The organism is Endozoicomonas sp. SESOKO1, from assembly GCF_024606265.1.
GTDB lineage: Bacteria > Pseudomonadota > Gammaproteobacteria > Pseudomonadales > Endozoicomonadaceae > Endozoicomonas.
Map to the genome: position 1 here is coordinate 25152 of NZ_JAHHPP010000318.1, position 17585 is coordinate 42736.

Below are 17585 nucleotides of genomic sequence, written 5' to 3' on the forward strand. Positions count from 1 at the left end.
ATTCAAACCAGAGCGATAAGAATCATGATGAAATTAACCACGCAGGGTCAGGTAACCATTCCTGCCCATATTCGTAAAAGTCTCGGTCTGAATCCCGGAGATCGGGTCAATTTTATAAAAAACGAACGGGGCGAAGTGGTACTGCAAAAAGTAACGATTGAAACCGAAGACCCGGTAGAAAAAGCCGCTGATGAATTCAAGCTCAACATGGGTGCCGATGAGCTATTGAAACTTCTGAGGGATGATTGATGGCACTCATTCTGCTGGATACCTGCATTATACTCGATATCCTTGATAAAGAGAGCCATTGGCATACATGGGCCAAGGAATCCTTGCGTGAACTGACCAAAGCTTACGATGCTGTGATTAACCCGATTATTTTTTCAGAACTTTGTGCCGGTATGGAATCACCGGCTGCAGTACTGAAATTACTGAACAGGCTCAACATTGGTGAGCAACCCCTGAACCATGACACCCTGTTTCTGGCCGCTAAAGCGTTTCTCAAATACCGTAAACAGGGGGGACAAAAAACGGGGGTGCTACCGGATTTTTATATTGGAGCACAGGCAGCCGTGTGCAAATGGCCGTTAGTCAGTCGGGACAAGGGGCGTTACACCAGTTATTTCCCAACGATCAGCGTGATTATGCCGGATAAAAACTGAGCCTTTGATTTCCATCAGTCCGAACAAAGCTTCTTAAATTCTTCCGAATTACCACCACAGACAATAAAGAAACTGTTCAGCAAACTCTCTTTGGTGTTGTACCTCAGGGGCTCAAATTCCGGAGTAATCACAATGCCTCCGGCACGTTCAACCACACACTGTGCAGCAGCAGTATCCCACTCACTAGTCAGGGCAAAACGTGGGTAAACATCGGCAGCGCCTGCAGCAACGAGGCATAGCTTTAGGGAGCTACCCATAGAAACCAGCTCACATTCACCCAACTTTTCAATAAATGCTATGGTCTCATCGCTCATATGAGAACGGCTGGCCACCACATTCCAGGGGCGATCACCGCCATGAGTTGCAACGGATAGCTGCACTGGATCAGAGTCATGATCCTGACGGTAAGCTCCATTCTCATCAGCAAAATAGAACCGTCTCAACACAGGTGCATAAACCACGCCCATAACCGCTTTGTGATTTTCAATCAGGGCAATATTGACCGTAAATTCACCGTTACGCTTAATAAACTCTTTGGTTCCATCCAGCGGATCAACCAGCCAGTATTTCGACCACTGCTGTCGCTCTTCCCAGGGAATGGTTGAAGACTCTTCCGACAGCACAGGCACATCAGGAGTTAATTCCTTTAGTCCGGCAATAATCACCTCATGAGCAGCCAGATCTGCTTCTGTCAGCGGACTCTGATCATTCTTCTCATAAGTGGCAAAATCACGTTCGTAGATATTGAGAATGGCGTCACCAGCCTGACGAGCGATTGTTAGAATATCCTGAATCATTTTTTTCTCCTTAAAACAAAGCTGTAAGTTGTTAGCTGTAAGCTCTAAGTTGAAAGCGTTTTGAACTTACCGCTTAAAGCTTACGGCTTACAGCTTTCGATAATCCCTCTTTCCCCCAGGTACTCAACAACCTTCCGCGCACACTCACTCAACGACAGTTCAGAAGTGTTAATGACCAGCTCCGGGTTTTCCGGCTTTTCGTAGGCAGAGTCGATACCAGTGAAGTTTTTGATTTCTCCTTTACGGGCCTTTTTGTAGAGGCCTTTTGGATCACGCTGTTCACAAACTTCCAGTGGGGTATCAATAAAAATTTCAATAAACTCGCCATCGGGCAGCATTTCCCGCACCATTCTCCGCTCTGAAGTAAAGGGAGAAATAAAGGCACTCAGTACAATAAGGCCCGAATCCACAAACAGATTGGAAACTTCACCAATACGACGAATGTTTTCTACCCGGTCTTCATCACTAAAGCCGAGATCCTGGTTTAAACGATGGCGAACATTATCCCCATCCAGTACGTAGGTGTGGTGGCCGGTTTCAAATAAATGCTCATCTACCGCATTGGCAATAGTAGACTTCCCGGAACCACTCAGCCCGGTAAACCATAAAAGGCATGGCTTTTGTTTCTTTTGGGAGGAACGCATTTCCCGCGTCACTTTATGGTGATGCCAAACAATATTCATTAACAAAGCTCTTGGAGAGCCGTAAGCTTTAAGCCGTAAGCTGTAAGTTAAGAGCTTTTACTTACAGCTTACAGCTTACGACTTACAGCTTTTTTTTAAAAAGGAAAAAACAAAGGAATCAGCGTCAAAACAACAACGCTGTAAACGACCGAGAGCGGCAATCCAACCCGCACAAAATCCTGCACTCGGTAATTACCGGCGCTGTAAACCATCAGGTTGGTCTGGTAGCCGAATGGGGAAATAAAGCTGGCACTGGCACCAAAAATCAGGGCGATGATAAATGGCAATGGCTCTGCTTCCCAGCGGCTGGCCATCTCCATAGCGATGGGGAAAACCAGTGCAGCTGCAGCATTGTTGTTAATTATCTCTGTAAATAACAGGGCTAGCAGATACACGCCAATCAGAGCGCCATACACTCCCCACTGGCTAAAGACAGCATTGATCGCACTGGCGATAGACCCAGCTACACCAGTGCTGATAATTACCTGGGCAATACCAAGGGTGGCAGCCACAATGGCCAGCATTTCAAATGGGAATCGTCGGCGGATCTCTTCCAGAGTCAACACTTTGGTTACAATCAGGCCACCCAGCAGAAATACCAGTCCTTCCATTAGAGGCAGTACGCCACTGACGGACAGGCCAAGGGTTATCAGAAAACCGGCCAGTACCAGCACACTGTGGGTGGGAGACAGAGCGTGCTCCACCTCAATACCATTAATCAGGTAAAAGTTACGCTCCAGGTTGGTATGCTGGCTAAAGTCCTCACCCACTGCCAGTACCAGGCTATCACCTGTGCGCAGGATGATATTGCCCAATGAACCTTTAAGCCGTTCACTGCCACGACGGATAGCCACCACAGCCGCATCAAACTGAGTGCGGAAATTAATTTCCCGCACAGTTTTACCTACTAATACCGACTGATGACTGATATAAGCCTCAGCCAGATTGCTCAGTAGCGGGTCACTGTCCGAATCATGGGAACCATGGAAAAGTTGCAAACCGGGGAACTTCTTCAACAACGGAACCGCACTAACATCACCGGAGAATACCAGCACATCACCAGCTAACAGTCGTTCACCGGGGGCTACCGGGCTGATCAACTCGCTATTGCGAACCACCTCCACCAGAAACAAACGCCCTAAGTGTCGCAAACCATTATCCAGAATGCTTTTGCCAACCAGTGGCGAGTCATCGGTAATGCGAGCATCGACAAAATAGTTCTGCAGATCCCGGGCAGCCATTTTGCGCTCCGGCAGGAACCGATACCCCAATAACACAGTTATCAAACAGCCTACACCGGCCATCACCAGCCCCAGTGGGGTAATGATAAAGAAGCCCAGCGCACCATAACCTTCCTGAATGGCCAGGGAATTCACAATCATATTAGTGCTGGAACCAATCAGGGTTAACCCACCACCAAAAATCGAAGCGTAGGAAAGAGGCAGCAGTACCCGGGAGGCGACAAATTGCCGGTTACGACTTACAGTACTGATCAACGAAGCGACTACAGCCGTATTATTCACCACCGCCGAGGCAGAACAGACGACCCCAAACAACTGGCAAACCCCACGGCCATAACTACCCCGCAACAACCGATCGCCAAGCCCCGAAACAAATGGTGTTTTCTGCAAAGCCAGGGAGATCAGGATCAACAGCACCAGAGTTACCAGCGAGGGGTTAATCACATTCGCCAGCGCACTCTCCAACTCAATCAACCCCAGGGCAACAAACACCCCAAGCGCCCCCGTAAACGCCAGCACCGGCCGCACCCGCCCAGACACCAACGCCCCGATCAACAGGGCGAGCGTAGCGAAAACGATAAACTCCATAAGAAGATGGAAGCGCTGAGCCGTAAGCCGTAAGCTGTAAGTAAAAGCTTTCCACTTACAGCTTAAAGCTTACAACTTACAGCTTCTTTACCTCCCAATGCGGAAAGTATTCCCGAACCAGTGCGTTCATCTTCAACTCAAACTCCCGCATCCGCTCCGGCGTCATCTCGCCTTTAGCATCCAGTTTCAAGCCTCCCTCCTCGGATTTGCCGATTACCATCCCGGCACCCACAGTAATATTGGTCATCCGGTCGATAACGATAAAGCTACCGCAGGATGTGATCTTTTCGTAAGGCTCAAAGACAATAGGCTGGCTGGTGCAAAGCTGACAGGTACCGATTTCATTCAGGGCCAGCTGATGTGCCTCTTCCTGCTCCAGGGTGTTTACATTGGTGCGGTGGTAGATAGTTTCTACACGTCCATAGACGTTTTTAGTAGCAAACTTCAGGGCGTATTCACGACCAGGAACCATGGCCTGTTCGCTCATCCATACCATGTTGGCATCCAGCACATTGCTCACTTCCGGCAGCTGGTCGCTGCGCACCAGCATATCGCCCCGGGAGATATCAATCTCATCATCCAGTGTCAGGGTAATGGCCTGGTCAACAAAGGCATCGGGCTGTTCACCATCCGGTGTATAAACCGCCTTTACTGTAGATTGTTTACCGGCAGGCAGAACGGTTACGGCATCACCTTTATGAATTTCCCCGGAAGCAATAGTCCCACAGAAACCACGAAAGTCCAGGTTAGGCCGGTTGACGTACTGCACAGGGAAGCGAAAGGCACCGTAATCCTTGTTATCAGTCACCGTCACGGTTTCCAGCAGTTTCATCAGTGTGGCGCCGGGATACCAAGGCATCTTCTCACTGGTTTCTACAACGTTATCCCCACGCAGGGCAGAGATAGGCACAAAGCGGATATCACCAATATTCAGCTGCTCCGCAAACGCTTTATAGTCGGCCTTAATCTCCCGAAACCGATCCTGGGAATACTCCACCAGATCCATCTTGTTCACTGCCACAATCACATGGCGAATGCCCAACAGGCTGACAATAAAACTATGCCGTTTCGTCTGGGTCTGCACCCCATGGCGGGCATCAATCAGAATAATGGCCAGGTCACAGTTAGAAGCGCCAGTAGCCATATTACGGGTGTACTGCTCATGCCCAGGGCAGTCGGCAATAATAAACTTACGCTTATCGGTCGAAAAATACCGGTAAGCAACATCAATAGTAATACCCTGCTCCCGCTCAGACTGAAGCCCATCAACCAGCAACGCCAGGTCAAACTCTTCATCGGTAGTATTAAACTTCTTAGAATCCTGCTTAATCGCCCCCAACTGATCTTCAAAGATCACCTTGGAGTCATGCAGCAATCGCCCGATCAGGGTAGATTTCCCATCATCCACATTACCGCATGTCAAAAACCGCAGCATATCTTTCGACTCATGCTGCTTCAGATAGGCGAGAATATCTTTTTCAATTAATTCGGATTGATTCATTTTATTTTTCTTAGCGAAGTTGGAAAAAAGCTGTAAGTTTGAAGCTGTAAGCTGTAAGTTTTTATCGCTTTTAACTTACAGCTTACGGCTTACCGCTTAAAACTTTCCCCGCTTATCGATTTGGATAAACTGAACAGCATGGAAGATATTTCACGGGTATCTTGCAGCCAGCTTTTACCTGTCTGGCTTTCGATATAACCAATATCCATGCCAATGTAAATTTGGGTTCGCAGCTCTGCACAGGAACCATTGGCAATAGAAAGGAAGTGAACTTTTTCTTTACTACTGTTGCGCGCCATTCCTTCAGCAATATCACTGGGAACTGATAGACCTGAACGAGTTATCTGATCCCGAAACCCATAATCCTGAAGGCGTTTCAACTCTTTATACAATTGTGCTGAAAGCCGTGCAGACCGCTTCCAAACCTCTAGCTTCTCAAAATTCATAAGTTGCTCTCTTTTTATCACCAAAAGAGCATAATGCTAGCAGAGGTTTTTAGAGCTATAAGTTTTAAGCTGTAAGCTATAAGTCTTTTACTTACAGCTTAAAGCTATTAACTTACAGCTTCTTTAGAAATAGCCCTCGATTTTCTTCTTCTCCATCGACCCCGCCGAGTCATGGTCAATAACCCGCCCTTGTCGTTCAGAAGTCCGGGCTAATAACATCTCCTGAATAATTTCCGGTAGTGTTGTAGCTTTCGATTCCACCGCACCGGTTAGCGGATAACAACCCAAAGTACGAAAACGTACCCACTTCATTTCCGGGGTTTCCCCTTCATGCAGTGGCATACGGTCGTCGTCTACCATGATCAGCGTACCATCGCGGTTCACGACTGGGCGTTCTGCTGCGTAGTAAAGAGGAACGATATCAATGTTCTCCAGGAATATATACTGCCAGATATCCAGCTCAGTCCAGTTGGAAAGAGGGAATACACGAATGCTTTCACCTTTTTCTACCTTGCCGTTATATGTATTCCAGAGTTCTGGCCGCTGATTCTTTGGGTCCCAGCGGTGGTTCTTATCCCGGAAGGAGTATACCCGCTCTTTCGCCCGGGACTTCTCTTCATCCCGGCGGGCACCACCAAAGGCAGCATCAAACTTATATTTATTCAAAGCCTGCTTCAGGGCTTCGGTTTTCATCACATCCGTATACTTGGCACTGCCATGATCAAACGGATTGATATTGGCAGCCCTACCTTCCTGATTGGTATGAACAATCAACTCCATCCCATACTTTTCCGCTATCTGGTTACGGAACTCAATCATCGCCCGGAACTTCCAGGTGGTGTCGATATGCATCAACGGAAATGGGGGAGCCCCGGGCGCAAATGCTTTTGCGGCCAGATGCAGCATAACTGCCGAATCTTTACCAATAGAATAAAGCATCACCGGGTTTTCAAACTCGGCGGCTACTTCTCGGATAATATGAATACTTTCCGCCTCAAGTTGTTTGAGGTGGGTTAGGTGTTTTTTTTCGATCATGGAATTTTATTCAGGAGGTGGGATTGATGAAGATAGGTTATAAGTTTTAAGCTGTAAGCCGTAAGTAAAAGCTTTTAAATTACAGCTTAAAACTTACAGCTTAAAACTTACAGCTGGTACTCAAGAGAAAAGCAGGGTTTAAATCTGTCATAATTCAAAGTCTGCACTGCAGGCGCTTTTATCTGTAACCCTTTATCATTTTTTGGTTTTTTGATACGACCCATCACTAATCCTGTTACCGGTCAAACCAGAACAAAAGATCAATTCAATTGCGTTTTGAAATAATCCGTCATTGTCTGTTCATTTACGTAACCACCTGTCCTGTATGCCTCTGTCCAAGGTGGTTCGTCATGGGTCATATTGCGTAGCTTCCACGCAGAGAACTGGCCATAAACATCATATACTTCATCCAATAAGCCCTGTTCTTCGGGAGACAGGCTCTCAGCGTCAAACTCATCAGGCGTATCAATCGCACCACTCCCAAAGGTTTTAAAACGATGATAAAGCTCTGTGATCACAGGACCATGCTGCCAGGCTTCAATTGCGTTGTTGAATAAGGGGCTATCAAAAATAGCCAGGGCAAACCCCTGAGCATAATAAACCAGTTTCTGCAGTTTAAGGTTAGAAATCAGATCACCTGCATCATCACTGTTGGCTTTGTTTAAAAAATAAGCCGCGACCTGGAATACATCGGCCATAAATACCCCCGTGGGAAGAAAGCTCATCCATTATAGCCATCGGCTGGCAAAGCTGTAATTTTTTTAAGCTGTAAGTTTTAAGCTGTAAGCCGTAAGCAAAAAGACTTTTACTTACAGCTAATAACTTACAGCTTACAGCTTATTGCTCACCCCGTCCGTCGCCAGACGGCGAGAGTGTTAAACCCAAGCCGCCGCTTAACCATTCCAACCGCTAAAAGATTCTGGCTGGCCAACGCAATCGCCGTTGCCACCGCAGCACCGGTCACGCCATATAGCGGGGTTAACACCAGTGCAAGAATGATGGCCATTGGGCCACTGATAAAGGCGACATTACGCAGGTCTTTTTCATGGCCGCTCATGGAGAGTAGATAACCTACGGAGCCGGTCATTACATTGACAAACTGGCCAAGGGCAAGAATACGCAGCAGGTTGGTTCCGCTTTTATACTGCTCGCCAAACAGCCACATCAGCCATTCCGGGAAGATCAGCATAAAGCCCACAATGGGCAGGGCGAAGAGCACTATCAGTTTGGTGGCTTTAAGGGCGATGCGTTCCAGTTGTTCGCTTTTGCCTTGTTTGTAGAGGGCGGCAAATTTTGGGGCGACCACCAGGTTGACAGCCATCAGTACAAAGCTGGTGAGCATGGCGGTTCGCTGGGCTACGGCTAGAATGGCCAGCTCTTCTGGTGGTACATAGGCTCCGGAGACCAGTTGGCCTGCCCATTGTACGCCCAAGCCCATTAGTGCTACCCACCAGAGGGGGAGGCAGCTTTGCCAGAGGGTGGTTGCTGGAAATTGCCCAACGCCGCACCAGTGAATGCCCGGTTTGCGTAGCCACCAGAACAGGGATATGAACATGGTGATCAGGCAGGCCAGGGAGTAAAAGGCGGCTGTTGTCTGGGCTGTGGTGGCCAAACCTGATAACAGGGCTGCGGCCAGTAACAGTTGCACCAGGATATTTATGGTGCTGACGGATTTTACTACATCGCCTATAGCTTGAAGCGCATGGGCGTTCAGGGTGAGCAGGGCGAACAGGGTTACCGATGGTGCCATGGCTTGCAGGGCTGTGGTTGCATCCGGTTTTTCCAGGATGTGTTCTGCCAGCCAGGGGCTGGTGAAGTAAAGTAGTACTCCAAGGCTGGTGGCGGACAGGAAAGCCCAGAGGGTGCCGGTTTTGTGAGCAGCGCTGGCCTCGTTCCAGTTTTGTTCGGATTTGCTGCTGCCGATGAAGCGGAGCAGGCTTGTCTGCAAGCCTATTAGCCCCATCATGGCCAATACCTGAACAACCGTAAATGCCAGGAAATAGTAACCTGCCTGTTGCGGGGGCAGAGTCCGGGCGATGATCAGGTTTAGGAGGAAGCCGCTTCCGGCACCGAAAGCGCGAACGGTGAAAGCCAGTGCTGACTGAAACAGTAGCCCATTTTTTTTCCGCCCAAAGGCTCCATGGAGTTTTGCCATTACCGGGTTCATAAAGCCCCCGGTAAACTTTTATGGTACAAAGGCATCAAAATTACACAGCCCATTCCAGCAAGCCGACTACTTTCTCCTTTTCATTAAGAGCAACCAGCCACTTAATGTGTTTGTCCTTCATCAGGCTCTCTGCCTCAACCAGCATGGCACCAGAATGGATACAAACAGGGTTTTCACTCATCAGGTCTTTTGCAAATACATCTTCCAATGATTTATGGTCAAGCAGATAACGTCTTAAATCCCCATCAGTAATCACCCCTCGAAGCAAATCACCCTCAGTAACCAGTGCCAAGCCGGTTCGGCTTTCTGTCATCGCAACAATAACTGAATTCATGGACGACTCAGGCTGAACAAAGGGCAGGTTATCAGAAACCATCATATCCCTGACTCTGGTCAGTAAACGTCTACCCAGGCTGCCTCCGGGGTGATAGTTAGCGAACTCTTCAGGCTGAAAGTCACGCAATTTCATCAGCGCTACTGCCAGGGCATCACCAATAACAAGAGCAGCGGTGGTGGATGTGGTTGGCGCCAGATTATGGGGGCAGATCTCTCTGGCAACAGATGCATCCAGCAACACGTCGGCGTTTCTGGCCAGTGTCGAATCCAGCCTGCCGGTGATGGCGATAATCTTGTTACCAAACCGCTTCAGAGGAGGAATCAGTTTCAACACTTCATCGGTTTCACCACTGTAGGAAATCAACACCAGTAGATCGGCATACTGATCATAACGCACCATCCCCAAGTCACCATGATAAGCTTCTGCCGGATGCATAAAGAAACTGCGAGTGCCAGTGGAGGCCAGGGTAGCCGCAATCTTTTTACCAATCAGGCCGGATTTTCCCATACCGGAAATAATCACCCGGCCTTTGCAGGCATACATAAGTTCAGCGGCATTAGCGAAGTCATCATTCACACGGTCGCTAAGAGTAACAAGTGCATTAGCCTGTTCTGCAATGGCAGCCTTAATGGTACTTTTCAATAGTATGGGTTCCATAAATAATCTCTTCCATAAGTGCTTCAGTAATCAGAATGGGTAGCCTGATTAAGGTGTGCTCTTACCCGTTCAAGGTCAGCTTCAGTGTCCACACCATGGCCCGGTGGTTCAGTAACCGTGGCAACATGAATAGGGATACCCAGCCAGAGTGCCCGCAGTTGTTCGAGGGCTTCAAACTGTTCCATTACTGGGGGGTGAGTGGTTACCAGTTTTTGCAGGGTTTCCACACGGTAGGCGTAAAGCCCCAGATGTCGCAGAGTGGTAGAATTTTTAACAGTCCGTTGATCGATGGAGTTACCGGAGTAACTATTCCTCACCCTGGAATGGGAGCCCGGCTAAAGTACATGGCAAGCTGTTTAGCATTCGCGACCACTTTCACCACATTGGGGTCAAAAATATCTTCAGCTGCCGTGATGGGGGTAGCGAGCGTGGCAATACCCGCTGAAGAAGTTGTCAGATTATCAACAACAGCCCGAATATAGGCTGGTTGCATTAAAGGTTCATCCCCTTGCAAATTCACGACAATGGCCTGTTCCGGCCAGTTCAGCAGTTGTGCAACTTCCGCCAGTCTGTCCGTACCGCTGGCATGATTAACAGCAGTCATTACCGTAACAGCGCCAAAATGTCGGCCAGTGTCGAGAATATCCTGATGATCCGTAGCAATAACAATCTCGGTTTCCGGGTTGAAGCCCGCTTCTACCACACGTTCAAAGACATGCTGCACCATTGGCTTACCGGCAATATCCAACAACGGCTTGCCCGGTAGGCGCGAAGAGCCATACCGAGCTGGTATTACAACTTTACAGGTCATGAGAATAATATTCTTTACAGCTTTACAGCTTTACAGCTTTACAGCTCTACAGCTCTACAGCGTCAGTGAGTGTCTAAAGTAGGGAAGCTTTTCACCAGATCATCAATAGCCTGCATCTGTCGTAGGAATGGTTCCAGCTTATCCAGTAGCAGGGCGCTGGGTCCATCGCACTTGGCCTGATCAGGGTCAGGGTGAGCTTCAAGAAACAGCCCAGCAATGCCCACCGCCATACCTGCTCTGGCCAGTTCGCTGACCTGTGAACGACGGCCACCGGAAGCAGCTCCCAACGGATCACGGCACTGCAGGGCATGGGTGACATCAAAAATGACCGGGCAACCACCGCTGACCTGTTTTATAGCATTAAAGCCCAGCATATCCACTACCAGGTTGTCGTAACCCATGCAGGTTCCACGGTCGCAGAGGATAAGTTGGTCGTTACCGGCTTCACGGAATTTATCGATAATGTTGCCCATCTGGTGTGGGCTTAGGAACTGGGGCTTTTTGATATTGATAGGTTTGCCGGTTTTTGCCAGTGCTACAACCAGGTCGGTCTGTCTTGCCAGGAAGGCGGGTAGTTGTAGTACGTCTACCACTTCTGCCACTGGTTTGGCTTGGGCTGGTCCATGTACGTCTGTGATTACCGGTACTTCCAGTTGTTGTTTTACCGCTTCGAAGATTCGCAAGCCTTCTTCGAGGCCGGGGCCACGGTAAGAGTGAATTGAGGAGCGATTGGCTTTGTCAAAGCTGGCTTTGAAGACGAAGGGGATGTTGAGTTTGTCGGTGACGGTTTTGTAGTGTTCGCAGGCTCTTAATGTGAAGTCCAGGTCTTCGAGGACGTTGATGCCGCCGAAGAGGGTGAAGGGGGCGGTGTTGCTTAGGGTGCCGCTGGGGAGGGGTAATGATTTACTGTTCATAGTGTTCATAAGAGTTGTCAAGTAATTAAATTTGAGTTAGGAGTTTTTGCCAATATATTTTGAAAAGGGAGAAAGAGCAGAATTTATTTAAAGCTGTTATACAGGTTATCTAAAGCCGTCTTAAGGTTTTCTTTTGTATGGTATTCATTGATCATTTCGTAGTTCTTTTGTGCTCGCATTACTGCTTTTTGATCACCTGAAAAATAAGAATCTATTTCGGTTTCTGCTTCATCAATGCTATTTACAACATTTAAATCTTCAGCCGTGAACGTACCAATGTCTCTAAGAATTAATGGGATCTCAAGCTTGGCTACTTCCAGTACTGATATAGGGAAACCTTCCCAGGCAGCAGTATGAAAATAAAGGTCAGCAGTTGCTAATTGATTAATAACTTCAGATCGATGAAGCCAACCTGTTACTTCGACACCGGCTTCCTGCATTAATTTGGTATTAAATTCGTCACCGCCACCAATCCATTTGAATTGGTATTTATGACTCAAATTTTTGGCAACAGTTAGGTAATAATGAAAGCCCTTCTGGTTACACATACGACCAACCATAACGATGGTGTGTTTATTGCTCTTTTTATTGTAATCTGAAATAATCTGTTCACATATATTGATGATTTCAGCTGTTCGTTTTTCTGGCAAAAAATCCAAAGCAATGTTCTTTTCATCTCGGCTACAGCCAGCAATTATCGCTGTTCTCTTTGCAAGGATCTTTTCTATTATAGAATAAAGTCTGGTTATGAATTTATGTTGATCTCTAAGAAAAGCAAAGGCGTGGGGAGTGTATATTATTTTATCCTTTGGGATTATGGGCAGGATTCTAAATATGAATCCTGCATAGGTGCTGTGTAAATGCACAACATCAGGTTTGATTTCATTAACGATATGGAAAACTTTAATTATTGACTTCAAGCTTCTAGCTAATAAATGAACAGATTTGAAATCGCCTTGATTTTCCTCGCCTGTAGCATCATTCTCCCTGACAGATGCAATTAGGTGGTGATCAAATTGGGTTGAGTTCTCTACATAAGAATTGATTGCAGATGTAACGCCACCACCAAAAGATTCTACTATATGTAATATGCATACTTTCATAGGTATGTTTGACTTTTATAAAAAATGAGGCTCTTATTGGTTTCCGGACTGTTCAATAGTGAAAATTGGCTATAGGCAACGAAAAATAAGGTCAGAGTAAAACTGCTGAACAAATCCATGAGAGTCTTTCGTGACAAGGGGTGTAGCTAAGTTCAACCAAGCATCAGTCTGGAATCCGCAAAGAGCCAAAATTGAATGTACGCGAGAATTTGATTCAATTAAACTTAAGTAGCGGGTTATTGCCTACTTAAAAGATAATCCAATAGACAAAATTGCGTTCTTTAGGGTTGTTATTCCTGAATAATACAGAGGTTCTTTGGTTTGCCGCAACTATTAAAGGGAGCTTAGCCTAGGATTGTTATTTGAGCTCAAGGTTGATTTTTCATTCGTTTGATGGTTTTTAATAGATAGGCATACAAAATTTACCAAAACAAATAATATTAATTCGTTACCAGTTACGAAATCATTTAAAATGGAATAATACGAAAATAAAGATATTACTATCGCATAATTATAATTTAAAAATAAATTAGCACAGTATATGAAAAATCCTATAGATAATAGAGCAATGAACAAACCATAACGGTATATTGCACGAAAGAAAGCATTGTGTGGCCTATGTTCGCTATTAGCATCCATGCCAGTACCTTGCCCTCTAAAAATAAAATCTCCTTCACCAAGTCTTTCAAGCATTACAATATTTGCTTTAGCTCTTGAGTAATTTGAACCGTCATTTAAATTGGTTAATCTTTCGTAGGTTGAGCCAATGGTAATATTATAATTATCACTATTAACAATGTAATAAGATGCAGCACTCACGGTAATTATTGACAGTATAGTTATTTTGAGAACACTATTTAAGAATAAAGTGTTTTTCAGAAAGTTTTCAATATACTCCAAATTTACTACTTCATACAAAAACACAGCCAAATAAAAGTTTCTGCTTAGTGTTAATGCACCAGCTAATAATGCTGTAGTTGATAGAAAGTACTTTTTAGAAGTTCTAAAAATCAAGTAACATAAAAATAAATAGTATCCTGAAATATTGGGGTCTAGAAAGCTGGAGGTAATTCTGACCCCTATTCTATAAAAGCAAAACTGCAATACATATAGAAAACAAAATAAAAAAAGCAATCTTAAAGTGGATTCTCCTATAACTTTATTATTAAGATTTAGTAAAAGAATGTATGCTGATGCAGCGGCAAGGTAAGCGTAAAAAGAAACAAAGTCTTCATAAAGCATCTGAAAGCACACAAACACCCCAAACCAAAAAATAGTTTGGATTGCCGTTTTGTTGACCTTTATTTGTTTTATTAGTAAATAGTAGGAGAAATAAGCAAAAACCAATAACAATAATGCATATCGCTGAATGTACCAAGGTGTTAGGTACTCTGGAATTAATCTGAAGTCACCGGGGACTATAAAACTAGTTGATTTTGGGATGGCAAAATATACGAGGAAAAATAATGCTAAAAAAATATTGCTTAATGTATCAATGTTTCTTTTTCCAATTGTACTCATGCTCATGAAAACACCTTGTTAAAATGGTATTTCAAGACTTTTGATAAAGGTGTTTCAACCCACTTTGTTATAATAAACGACAAAATAAGAATAAAGGAAAATACTGAAAACAACAGGAAGTACTGATTTACACTCGTACCCCATTTGTTAAATAAAATATAAGCTATATTTTGATGTAATAAATAACATGGATAGCTAATAGCACCAAGCAATGCTGAAAACTTCCACTTAATAAAAGATAGATTTTCAAAGGCTAGCGCAATGAAAAACATATAGAATATTATAACTATAGCTACTGCTGGATATATGCTTAACCCCCCCCCATAAACAATATTCTTTTTCTCTATTTGGTAGATAACTTGAAGGATGCATAGGAGAAAACTTGTGAATAATGCTGCAATCCTTAAATTGTTGAGGCCGCTTTTGTATATCCTGTAAAATATCAGGCCTGCATAAAAGTATGCTATAAAACTACCACCCCAGAAAACTGCTAGATGCTCGTTAACGAGATTTACAATAGATAATAAGGATAATGGAAGAAATATGACCATTAAGTAATCAATCTTTACCTTGGGTACTAACAATACTAATAAGAACCAGAAATAAAAAACAATCTCATAAATTAGTGTCCAATAAGCACCATCAACGAATGAAACTCCAAACAACTTACTTATCATAGTTAAGTTCGCAACGGAGTCTAATGGGCTTATATAAAATCGACCATCGTCAAAGGTATAAATAAAAAAGCACGTTATAAATATTGCCGCCCAATAAGCAGGGTATAGTCTAATGAACCTTCCAATGACAAATTGCTTTGCTGTCTTACCTTCGGTTGACATTGGTATAACAAAGCCACTAATCATGAAAAATAATTGTACGCCAAGATATCCGTATTTGATAAAACCATTGTATTCATTGAAAGTTAAAATACTTAAGTCATTTGCTATCCAACCACGATATAGATAATGATAAAATACAACACTTATTGCTGCTATAAATCGTGCTAGGTCAAGTATCTCAAGACGACTGCTCTTCATATGTAGCACCGAGGTAATCCCTTTAGTTTTTCTAATGCAGAGATTGTTTTTGATAACCAAATATTTCAAAGTCTTTATAGTAAACACTATGAACAATCTCTCTCATTTCCGGGGTGTAAATATCAATTACATTTGATTTTTTGCTTCTATTAACCACTTTGTTTTCTTTACTTAAAAGATGAAGTTTTTTCCGAAGGAAGTCCATCTCTTCATCAATTTTTTCGTATCTTGCTACATATTGAACAAGCAGGTTCTCATTTTCATCGCAGGCAAACTTATATTGGGGTATAAAATGGCACCATCTTGTTATTAATTTTGAAAATTGATCATTTTTTAATTCGAGAACAAACTCTTGAAAGCTTGTGAATTTTGATAAATATTTTTCAGAAAATTCTTTGTCGTAAATGCCAAAACCACCTTGTCTTAAATATGTATAAGCTGAATAGAGTCTATCGTAAGGACAGCGACAAAAACAGAAGCTAAAATATGAGTTGTATTTTTTATTGTCATAATCTCTATATAGTGTAATAAAATTATGACCGGATGGTTGCCTGTCAAATAATGACATTGCTACACCGTTTCCAGCATTTTTCGGGATATGAATAAATATTACCTTATAGTTATCTTCTAGTTCGCTATATGGGTTTACTTTTGTTCTCGATATTTCATCTCTTTCTAAAAGGTCAACTGAGGATACATAAATAATGCGAGCAACCCTGTTCAAGATGGGCACATTTTTGATGATTGACCGTAAGAATTCAAACATGGTCGGCAAACCTCAGGATTTTAAGAACAGCTTCTTCCGTTATTGAAGGTGCATGATAATCTACTGGAATGAGATAGTTGCTAAGATATTTTGCAAGCTGCTCATTAGTTGCTTTCTCATAAAAGCTCTTACCCAGAAAGGTGATCTTTTTATAATTAATCCTACATTCTAAACCAATCGTTGAATTAATTGTAATTACTTCATGGGCATTTTTTATTAGGTCTGCAACAGAATTATTAACAATCTTCAATCGTTCATTATCTTTACGAAGACTTTCCAGCGCTGTTCTAATTTTGTTTTTATCTCCCTCTGCAGGATGCTCTCTAACATAAAGCATACATTTGTTTTTGTCTGCATAGCTGAGTGCCTCCTTTATTGCACAAACTACACCCCCGCCTTCGTAGTTAACTAAAACCTGCTGGTCCGTGGATACTTGCATAGGAAAGAATATAAAGGCAGATTTTAAATCAATCTGATCATAATTGATACTCAAAAAATCATCAGACCTTTTTATTCTGAAAGACGTTCTTCTATCACCAATAACTCCTGTTGTAGCTTGGATTATTGAATCAAAAATAAAAGCGTATCTTTTAATTATGCTGTGACCACTATCAGCTTGTGGTATGTTTTTTTGATTTGTTTTCAATGATGAAAACTTCTTAAAGGTGTCTTTAATATTTATATGTTCAGGAAATAGTCTATCAATTTTATCTGGATTCTTATATATTGATGACAATGCATCAGTGCCCTCGGAGTCAAAAAATGTATAACCAGGAAAATTAGAATAATTTATATATATACGTTTTATAGAGTGTCTAATGGCGAAATCTGTAGCAGCTATGTGATGAACATGTCTACCGCTCGGTATCATAAATATATAATCTGAAACACGAATAATATCACTAAGAGTATGTATTGTATTTGAGTATGCTTTTTGTGCCTGCTCTTGCGTCAATCTTCCTGAAAGAACATTAAATGTTTTTGATGCATCGAATTGAATATTGCTCTCTTTGCCTTGTTTAGGTAGATGTGTTCTAAATCCTCTAAATGAAGATTGAAAATATGTAATATAATTTAAGCAGAAAATATGAATATCACCTTTATAAGCCTTAGAAAACTCATTTAAAAAATTTGTATCTTCTAATGTTGAGACAAACCATAATATCTTATTCATTTATTTGGTTTAAACCTATCAGGAAAGAAAAAAACCGGGGTCATATATGGTCCGCCCCGCATTGCAAGGAAAAGTTTTCCATCATGACGTTAAAGAGTAATGCTTCCATATATCCGGCCTTTGGGGTGAGGTCTCAATGCCTCTG

The 17585-nt window shown here is 43.6% G+C and carries 19 protein-coding genes; 2 read left to right on the forward strand and 17 right to left on the reverse strand.

The window, feature by feature from the left end:
* The first annotated feature begins 24 nt into the window (after positions 1-24).
* Both KDK13_RS14600 and KDK13_RS14605 read left to right on the forward strand, forming a co-directional pair.
* Entirely contained in the window at positions 25-249 is a 225-nt protein-coding gene (locus KDK13_RS14600) for a type II toxin-antitoxin system PrlF family antitoxin (RefSeq protein ID WP_101749139.1), read from the forward strand.
* Positions 249-662: a type II toxin-antitoxin system VapC family toxin gene (locus KDK13_RS14605; RefSeq protein ID WP_257285706.1), complete on the forward strand. Its 414-nt coding sequence runs from the start codon at positions 249-251 to the stop codon at positions 660-662. The genes KDK13_RS14600 and KDK13_RS14605 overlap by 1 nt, the downstream gene beginning before the upstream one ends.
* Before the next feature lie 14 nt (positions 663-676).
* On the opposite strand, the gene cysQ is transcribed toward KDK13_RS14605, so the two are convergent.
* The 17 genes from cysQ to KDK13_RS14685 all read right to left on the reverse strand — a co-directional run bounded on the left by cysQ (position 677) and on the right by KDK13_RS14685 (position 17440).
* Positions 677-1459, reverse strand: a complete 783-nt coding sequence (gene cysQ / locus KDK13_RS14610; protein ID WP_257285707.1) for a 3'(2'),5'-bisphosphate nucleotidase CysQ — start codon at positions 1457-1459, stop codon at positions 677-679.
* An 80-nt stretch (positions 1460-1539) separates the two neighbouring features.
* A complete protein-coding gene (gene cysC, locus KDK13_RS14615) occupies positions 1540-2142 on the reverse strand; it encodes an adenylyl-sulfate kinase (RefSeq protein WP_306671139.1) in 603 nt (200 codons plus the stop codon).
* A gap of 95 nt (positions 2143-2237) precedes the next feature.
* Positions 2238-3971 (reverse strand): SLC13 family permease, encoded by a 1734-nt coding sequence (locus KDK13_RS14620; protein ID WP_257285708.1) that lies wholly within the window; start codon positions 3969-3971, stop codon positions 2238-2240.
* 76 nt (positions 3972-4047) lie between these two features.
* Positions 4048-5472, reverse strand: coding sequence for a sulfate adenylyltransferase subunit CysN (cysN, locus tag KDK13_RS14625; protein ID WP_257285709.1), 1425 nt, complete (start codon positions 5470-5472; stop codon positions 4048-4050).
* An 89-nt stretch (positions 5473-5561) separates the two neighbouring features.
* Positions 5562-5918, reverse strand: coding sequence for a four helix bundle protein (locus KDK13_RS14630; RefSeq protein WP_257285710.1), 357 nt, complete (start codon positions 5916-5918; stop codon positions 5562-5564).
* A 123-nt stretch (positions 5919-6041) separates the two neighbouring features.
* On the reverse strand, positions 6042-6953 hold the full coding sequence (gene cysD / locus KDK13_RS14635) for a sulfate adenylyltransferase subunit CysD (protein ID WP_306671140.1): 912 nt from the start codon (positions 6951-6953) through the stop codon (positions 6042-6044).
* A 260-nt stretch (positions 6954-7213) separates the two neighbouring features.
* On the reverse strand, positions 7214-7678 hold the full coding sequence (locus KDK13_RS14640; protein ID WP_257285711.1) for a Panacea domain-containing protein: 465 nt from the start codon (positions 7676-7678) through the stop codon (positions 7214-7216).
* Positions 7679-7797: 119 nt separating this feature from the next.
* Complete coding sequence (locus KDK13_RS14645) at positions 7798-9120, reverse strand: MATE family efflux transporter (protein ID WP_257285712.1); 1323 nt, start codon at positions 9118-9120, stop codon at positions 7798-7800.
* A 40-nt stretch (positions 9121-9160) separates the two neighbouring features.
* Positions 9161-10114 (reverse strand): SIS domain-containing protein, encoded by a 954-nt coding sequence (locus KDK13_RS14650; protein WP_257285713.1) that lies wholly within the window; start codon positions 10112-10114, stop codon positions 9161-9163.
* Between the two features lie 23 nt (positions 10115-10137).
* Positions 10138-10431, reverse strand: a complete 294-nt coding sequence (locus KDK13_RS19045; protein ID WP_306671141.1) for a hypothetical protein — start codon at positions 10429-10431, stop codon at positions 10138-10140.
* Positions 10428-10925, reverse strand: a complete 498-nt coding sequence (gene kdsB / locus KDK13_RS19050) for a 3-deoxy-manno-octulosonate cytidylyltransferase (RefSeq protein WP_306671142.1) — start codon at positions 10923-10925, stop codon at positions 10428-10430. The genes KDK13_RS19045 and kdsB overlap by 4 nt, the downstream gene beginning before the upstream one ends.
* Positions 10926-10987: 62 nt before the next feature.
* Positions 10988-11839: a 3-deoxy-8-phosphooctulonate synthase gene (gene kdsA / locus KDK13_RS14660; RefSeq protein ID WP_257285722.1), complete on the reverse strand. Its 852-nt coding sequence runs from the start codon at positions 11837-11839 to the stop codon at positions 10988-10990.
* Positions 11840-11922: 83 nt separating this feature from the next.
* A complete protein-coding gene (locus KDK13_RS14665; RefSeq protein WP_257285714.1) occupies positions 11923-12942 on the reverse strand; it encodes a glycosyltransferase in 1020 nt (339 codons plus the stop codon).
* 333 nt (positions 12943-13275) lie between these two features.
* Positions 13276-14463: a hypothetical protein gene (locus KDK13_RS14670; RefSeq protein ID WP_257285715.1), complete on the reverse strand. Its 1188-nt coding sequence runs from the start codon at positions 14461-14463 to the stop codon at positions 13276-13278.
* Between the two features lie 2 nt (positions 14464-14465).
* Positions 14466-15500, reverse strand: a complete 1035-nt coding sequence (locus KDK13_RS14675; RefSeq protein ID WP_257285716.1) for an acyltransferase — start codon at positions 15498-15500, stop codon at positions 14466-14468.
* A 31-nt stretch (positions 15501-15531) separates the two neighbouring features.
* Positions 15532-16266 (reverse strand): sulfotransferase family protein, encoded by a 735-nt coding sequence (locus KDK13_RS14680; protein ID WP_257285717.1) that lies wholly within the window; start codon positions 16264-16266, stop codon positions 15532-15534.
* Positions 16259-17440 carry a hypothetical protein gene (locus KDK13_RS14685; protein ID WP_257285718.1) on the reverse strand — a complete coding sequence of 394 codons (1182 nt, stop codon included), beginning with the start codon at positions 17438-17440 and terminating at the stop codon, positions 16259-16261. Before KDK13_RS14685 ends, KDK13_RS14680 begins: the two co-directional genes overlap by 8 nt.
* Positions 17441-17585 lie beyond the last annotated feature (145 nt).

Excerpts from the sequence above, each read along its gene's own strand:
- KDK13_RS14600 (WP_101749139.1), top strand. The coding sequence starts at position 25 with ATGATGAAATTAACCACGCAGGGTCAGGTAACCATTCCTGCCCATATT.
- KDK13_RS14605 (WP_257285706.1), top strand. The coding sequence starts at position 249 with ATGGCACTCATTCTGCTGGATACCTGCATTATACTCGATATCCTTGAT.
- cysQ (WP_257285707.1), bottom strand. The coding sequence starts at position 1,459 with ATGATTCAGGATATTCTAACAATCGCTCGTCAGGCTGGTGACGCCATT.
- cysC (WP_306671139.1), bottom strand. The coding sequence starts at position 2,142 with ATGAATATTGTTTGGCATCACCATAAAGTGACGCGGGAAATGCGTTCC.
- KDK13_RS14620 (WP_257285708.1), bottom strand. The coding sequence starts at position 3,971 with ATGGAGTTTATCGTTTTCGCTACGCTCGCCCTGTTGATCGGGGCGTTG.
- cysN (WP_257285709.1), bottom strand. The coding sequence starts at position 5,472 with ATGAATCAATCCGAATTAATTGAAAAAGATATTCTCGCCTATCTGAAG.
- KDK13_RS14630 (WP_257285710.1), bottom strand. The coding sequence starts at position 5,918 with ATGAATTTTGAGAAGCTAGAGGTTTGGAAGCGGTCTGCACGGCTTTCA.
- cysD (WP_306671140.1), bottom strand. The coding sequence starts at position 6,953 with ATGATCGAAAAAAAACACCTAACCCACCTCAAACAACTTGAGGCGGAA.
- KDK13_RS14640 (WP_257285711.1), bottom strand. The coding sequence starts at position 7,678 with ATGAGCTTTCTTCCCACGGGGGTATTTATGGCCGATGTATTCCAGGTC.
- KDK13_RS14645 (WP_257285712.1), bottom strand. The coding sequence starts at position 9,120 with ATGAACCCGGTAATGGCAAAACTCCATGGAGCCTTTGGGCGGAAAAAA.
- KDK13_RS14650 (WP_257285713.1), bottom strand. The coding sequence starts at position 10,114 with ATGGAACCCATACTATTGAAAAGTACCATTAAGGCTGCCATTGCAGAA.
- kdsB (WP_306671142.1), bottom strand. The coding sequence starts at position 10,925 with ATGACCTGTAAAGTTGTAATACCAGCTCGGTATGGCTCTTCGCGCCTA.
- kdsA (WP_257285722.1), bottom strand. The coding sequence starts at position 11,839 with ATGAACAGTAAATCATTACCCCTCCCCAGCGGCACCCTAAGCAACACC.
- KDK13_RS14665 (WP_257285714.1), bottom strand. The coding sequence starts at position 12,942 with ATGAAAGTATGCATATTACATATAGTAGAATCTTTTGGTGGTGGCGTT.
- KDK13_RS14670 (WP_257285715.1), bottom strand. The coding sequence starts at position 14,463 with ATGAGTACAATTGGAAAAAGAAACATTGATACATTAAGCAATATTTTT.
- KDK13_RS14675 (WP_257285716.1), bottom strand. The coding sequence starts at position 15,500 with ATGAAGAGCAGTCGTCTTGAGATACTTGACCTAGCACGATTTATAGCA.
- KDK13_RS14680 (WP_257285717.1), bottom strand. The coding sequence starts at position 16,266 with ATGTTTGAATTCTTACGGTCAATCATCAAAAATGTGCCCATCTTGAAC.
- KDK13_RS14685 (WP_257285718.1), bottom strand. The coding sequence starts at position 17,440 with ATGAATAAGATATTATGGTTTGTCTCAACATTAGAAGATACAAATTTT.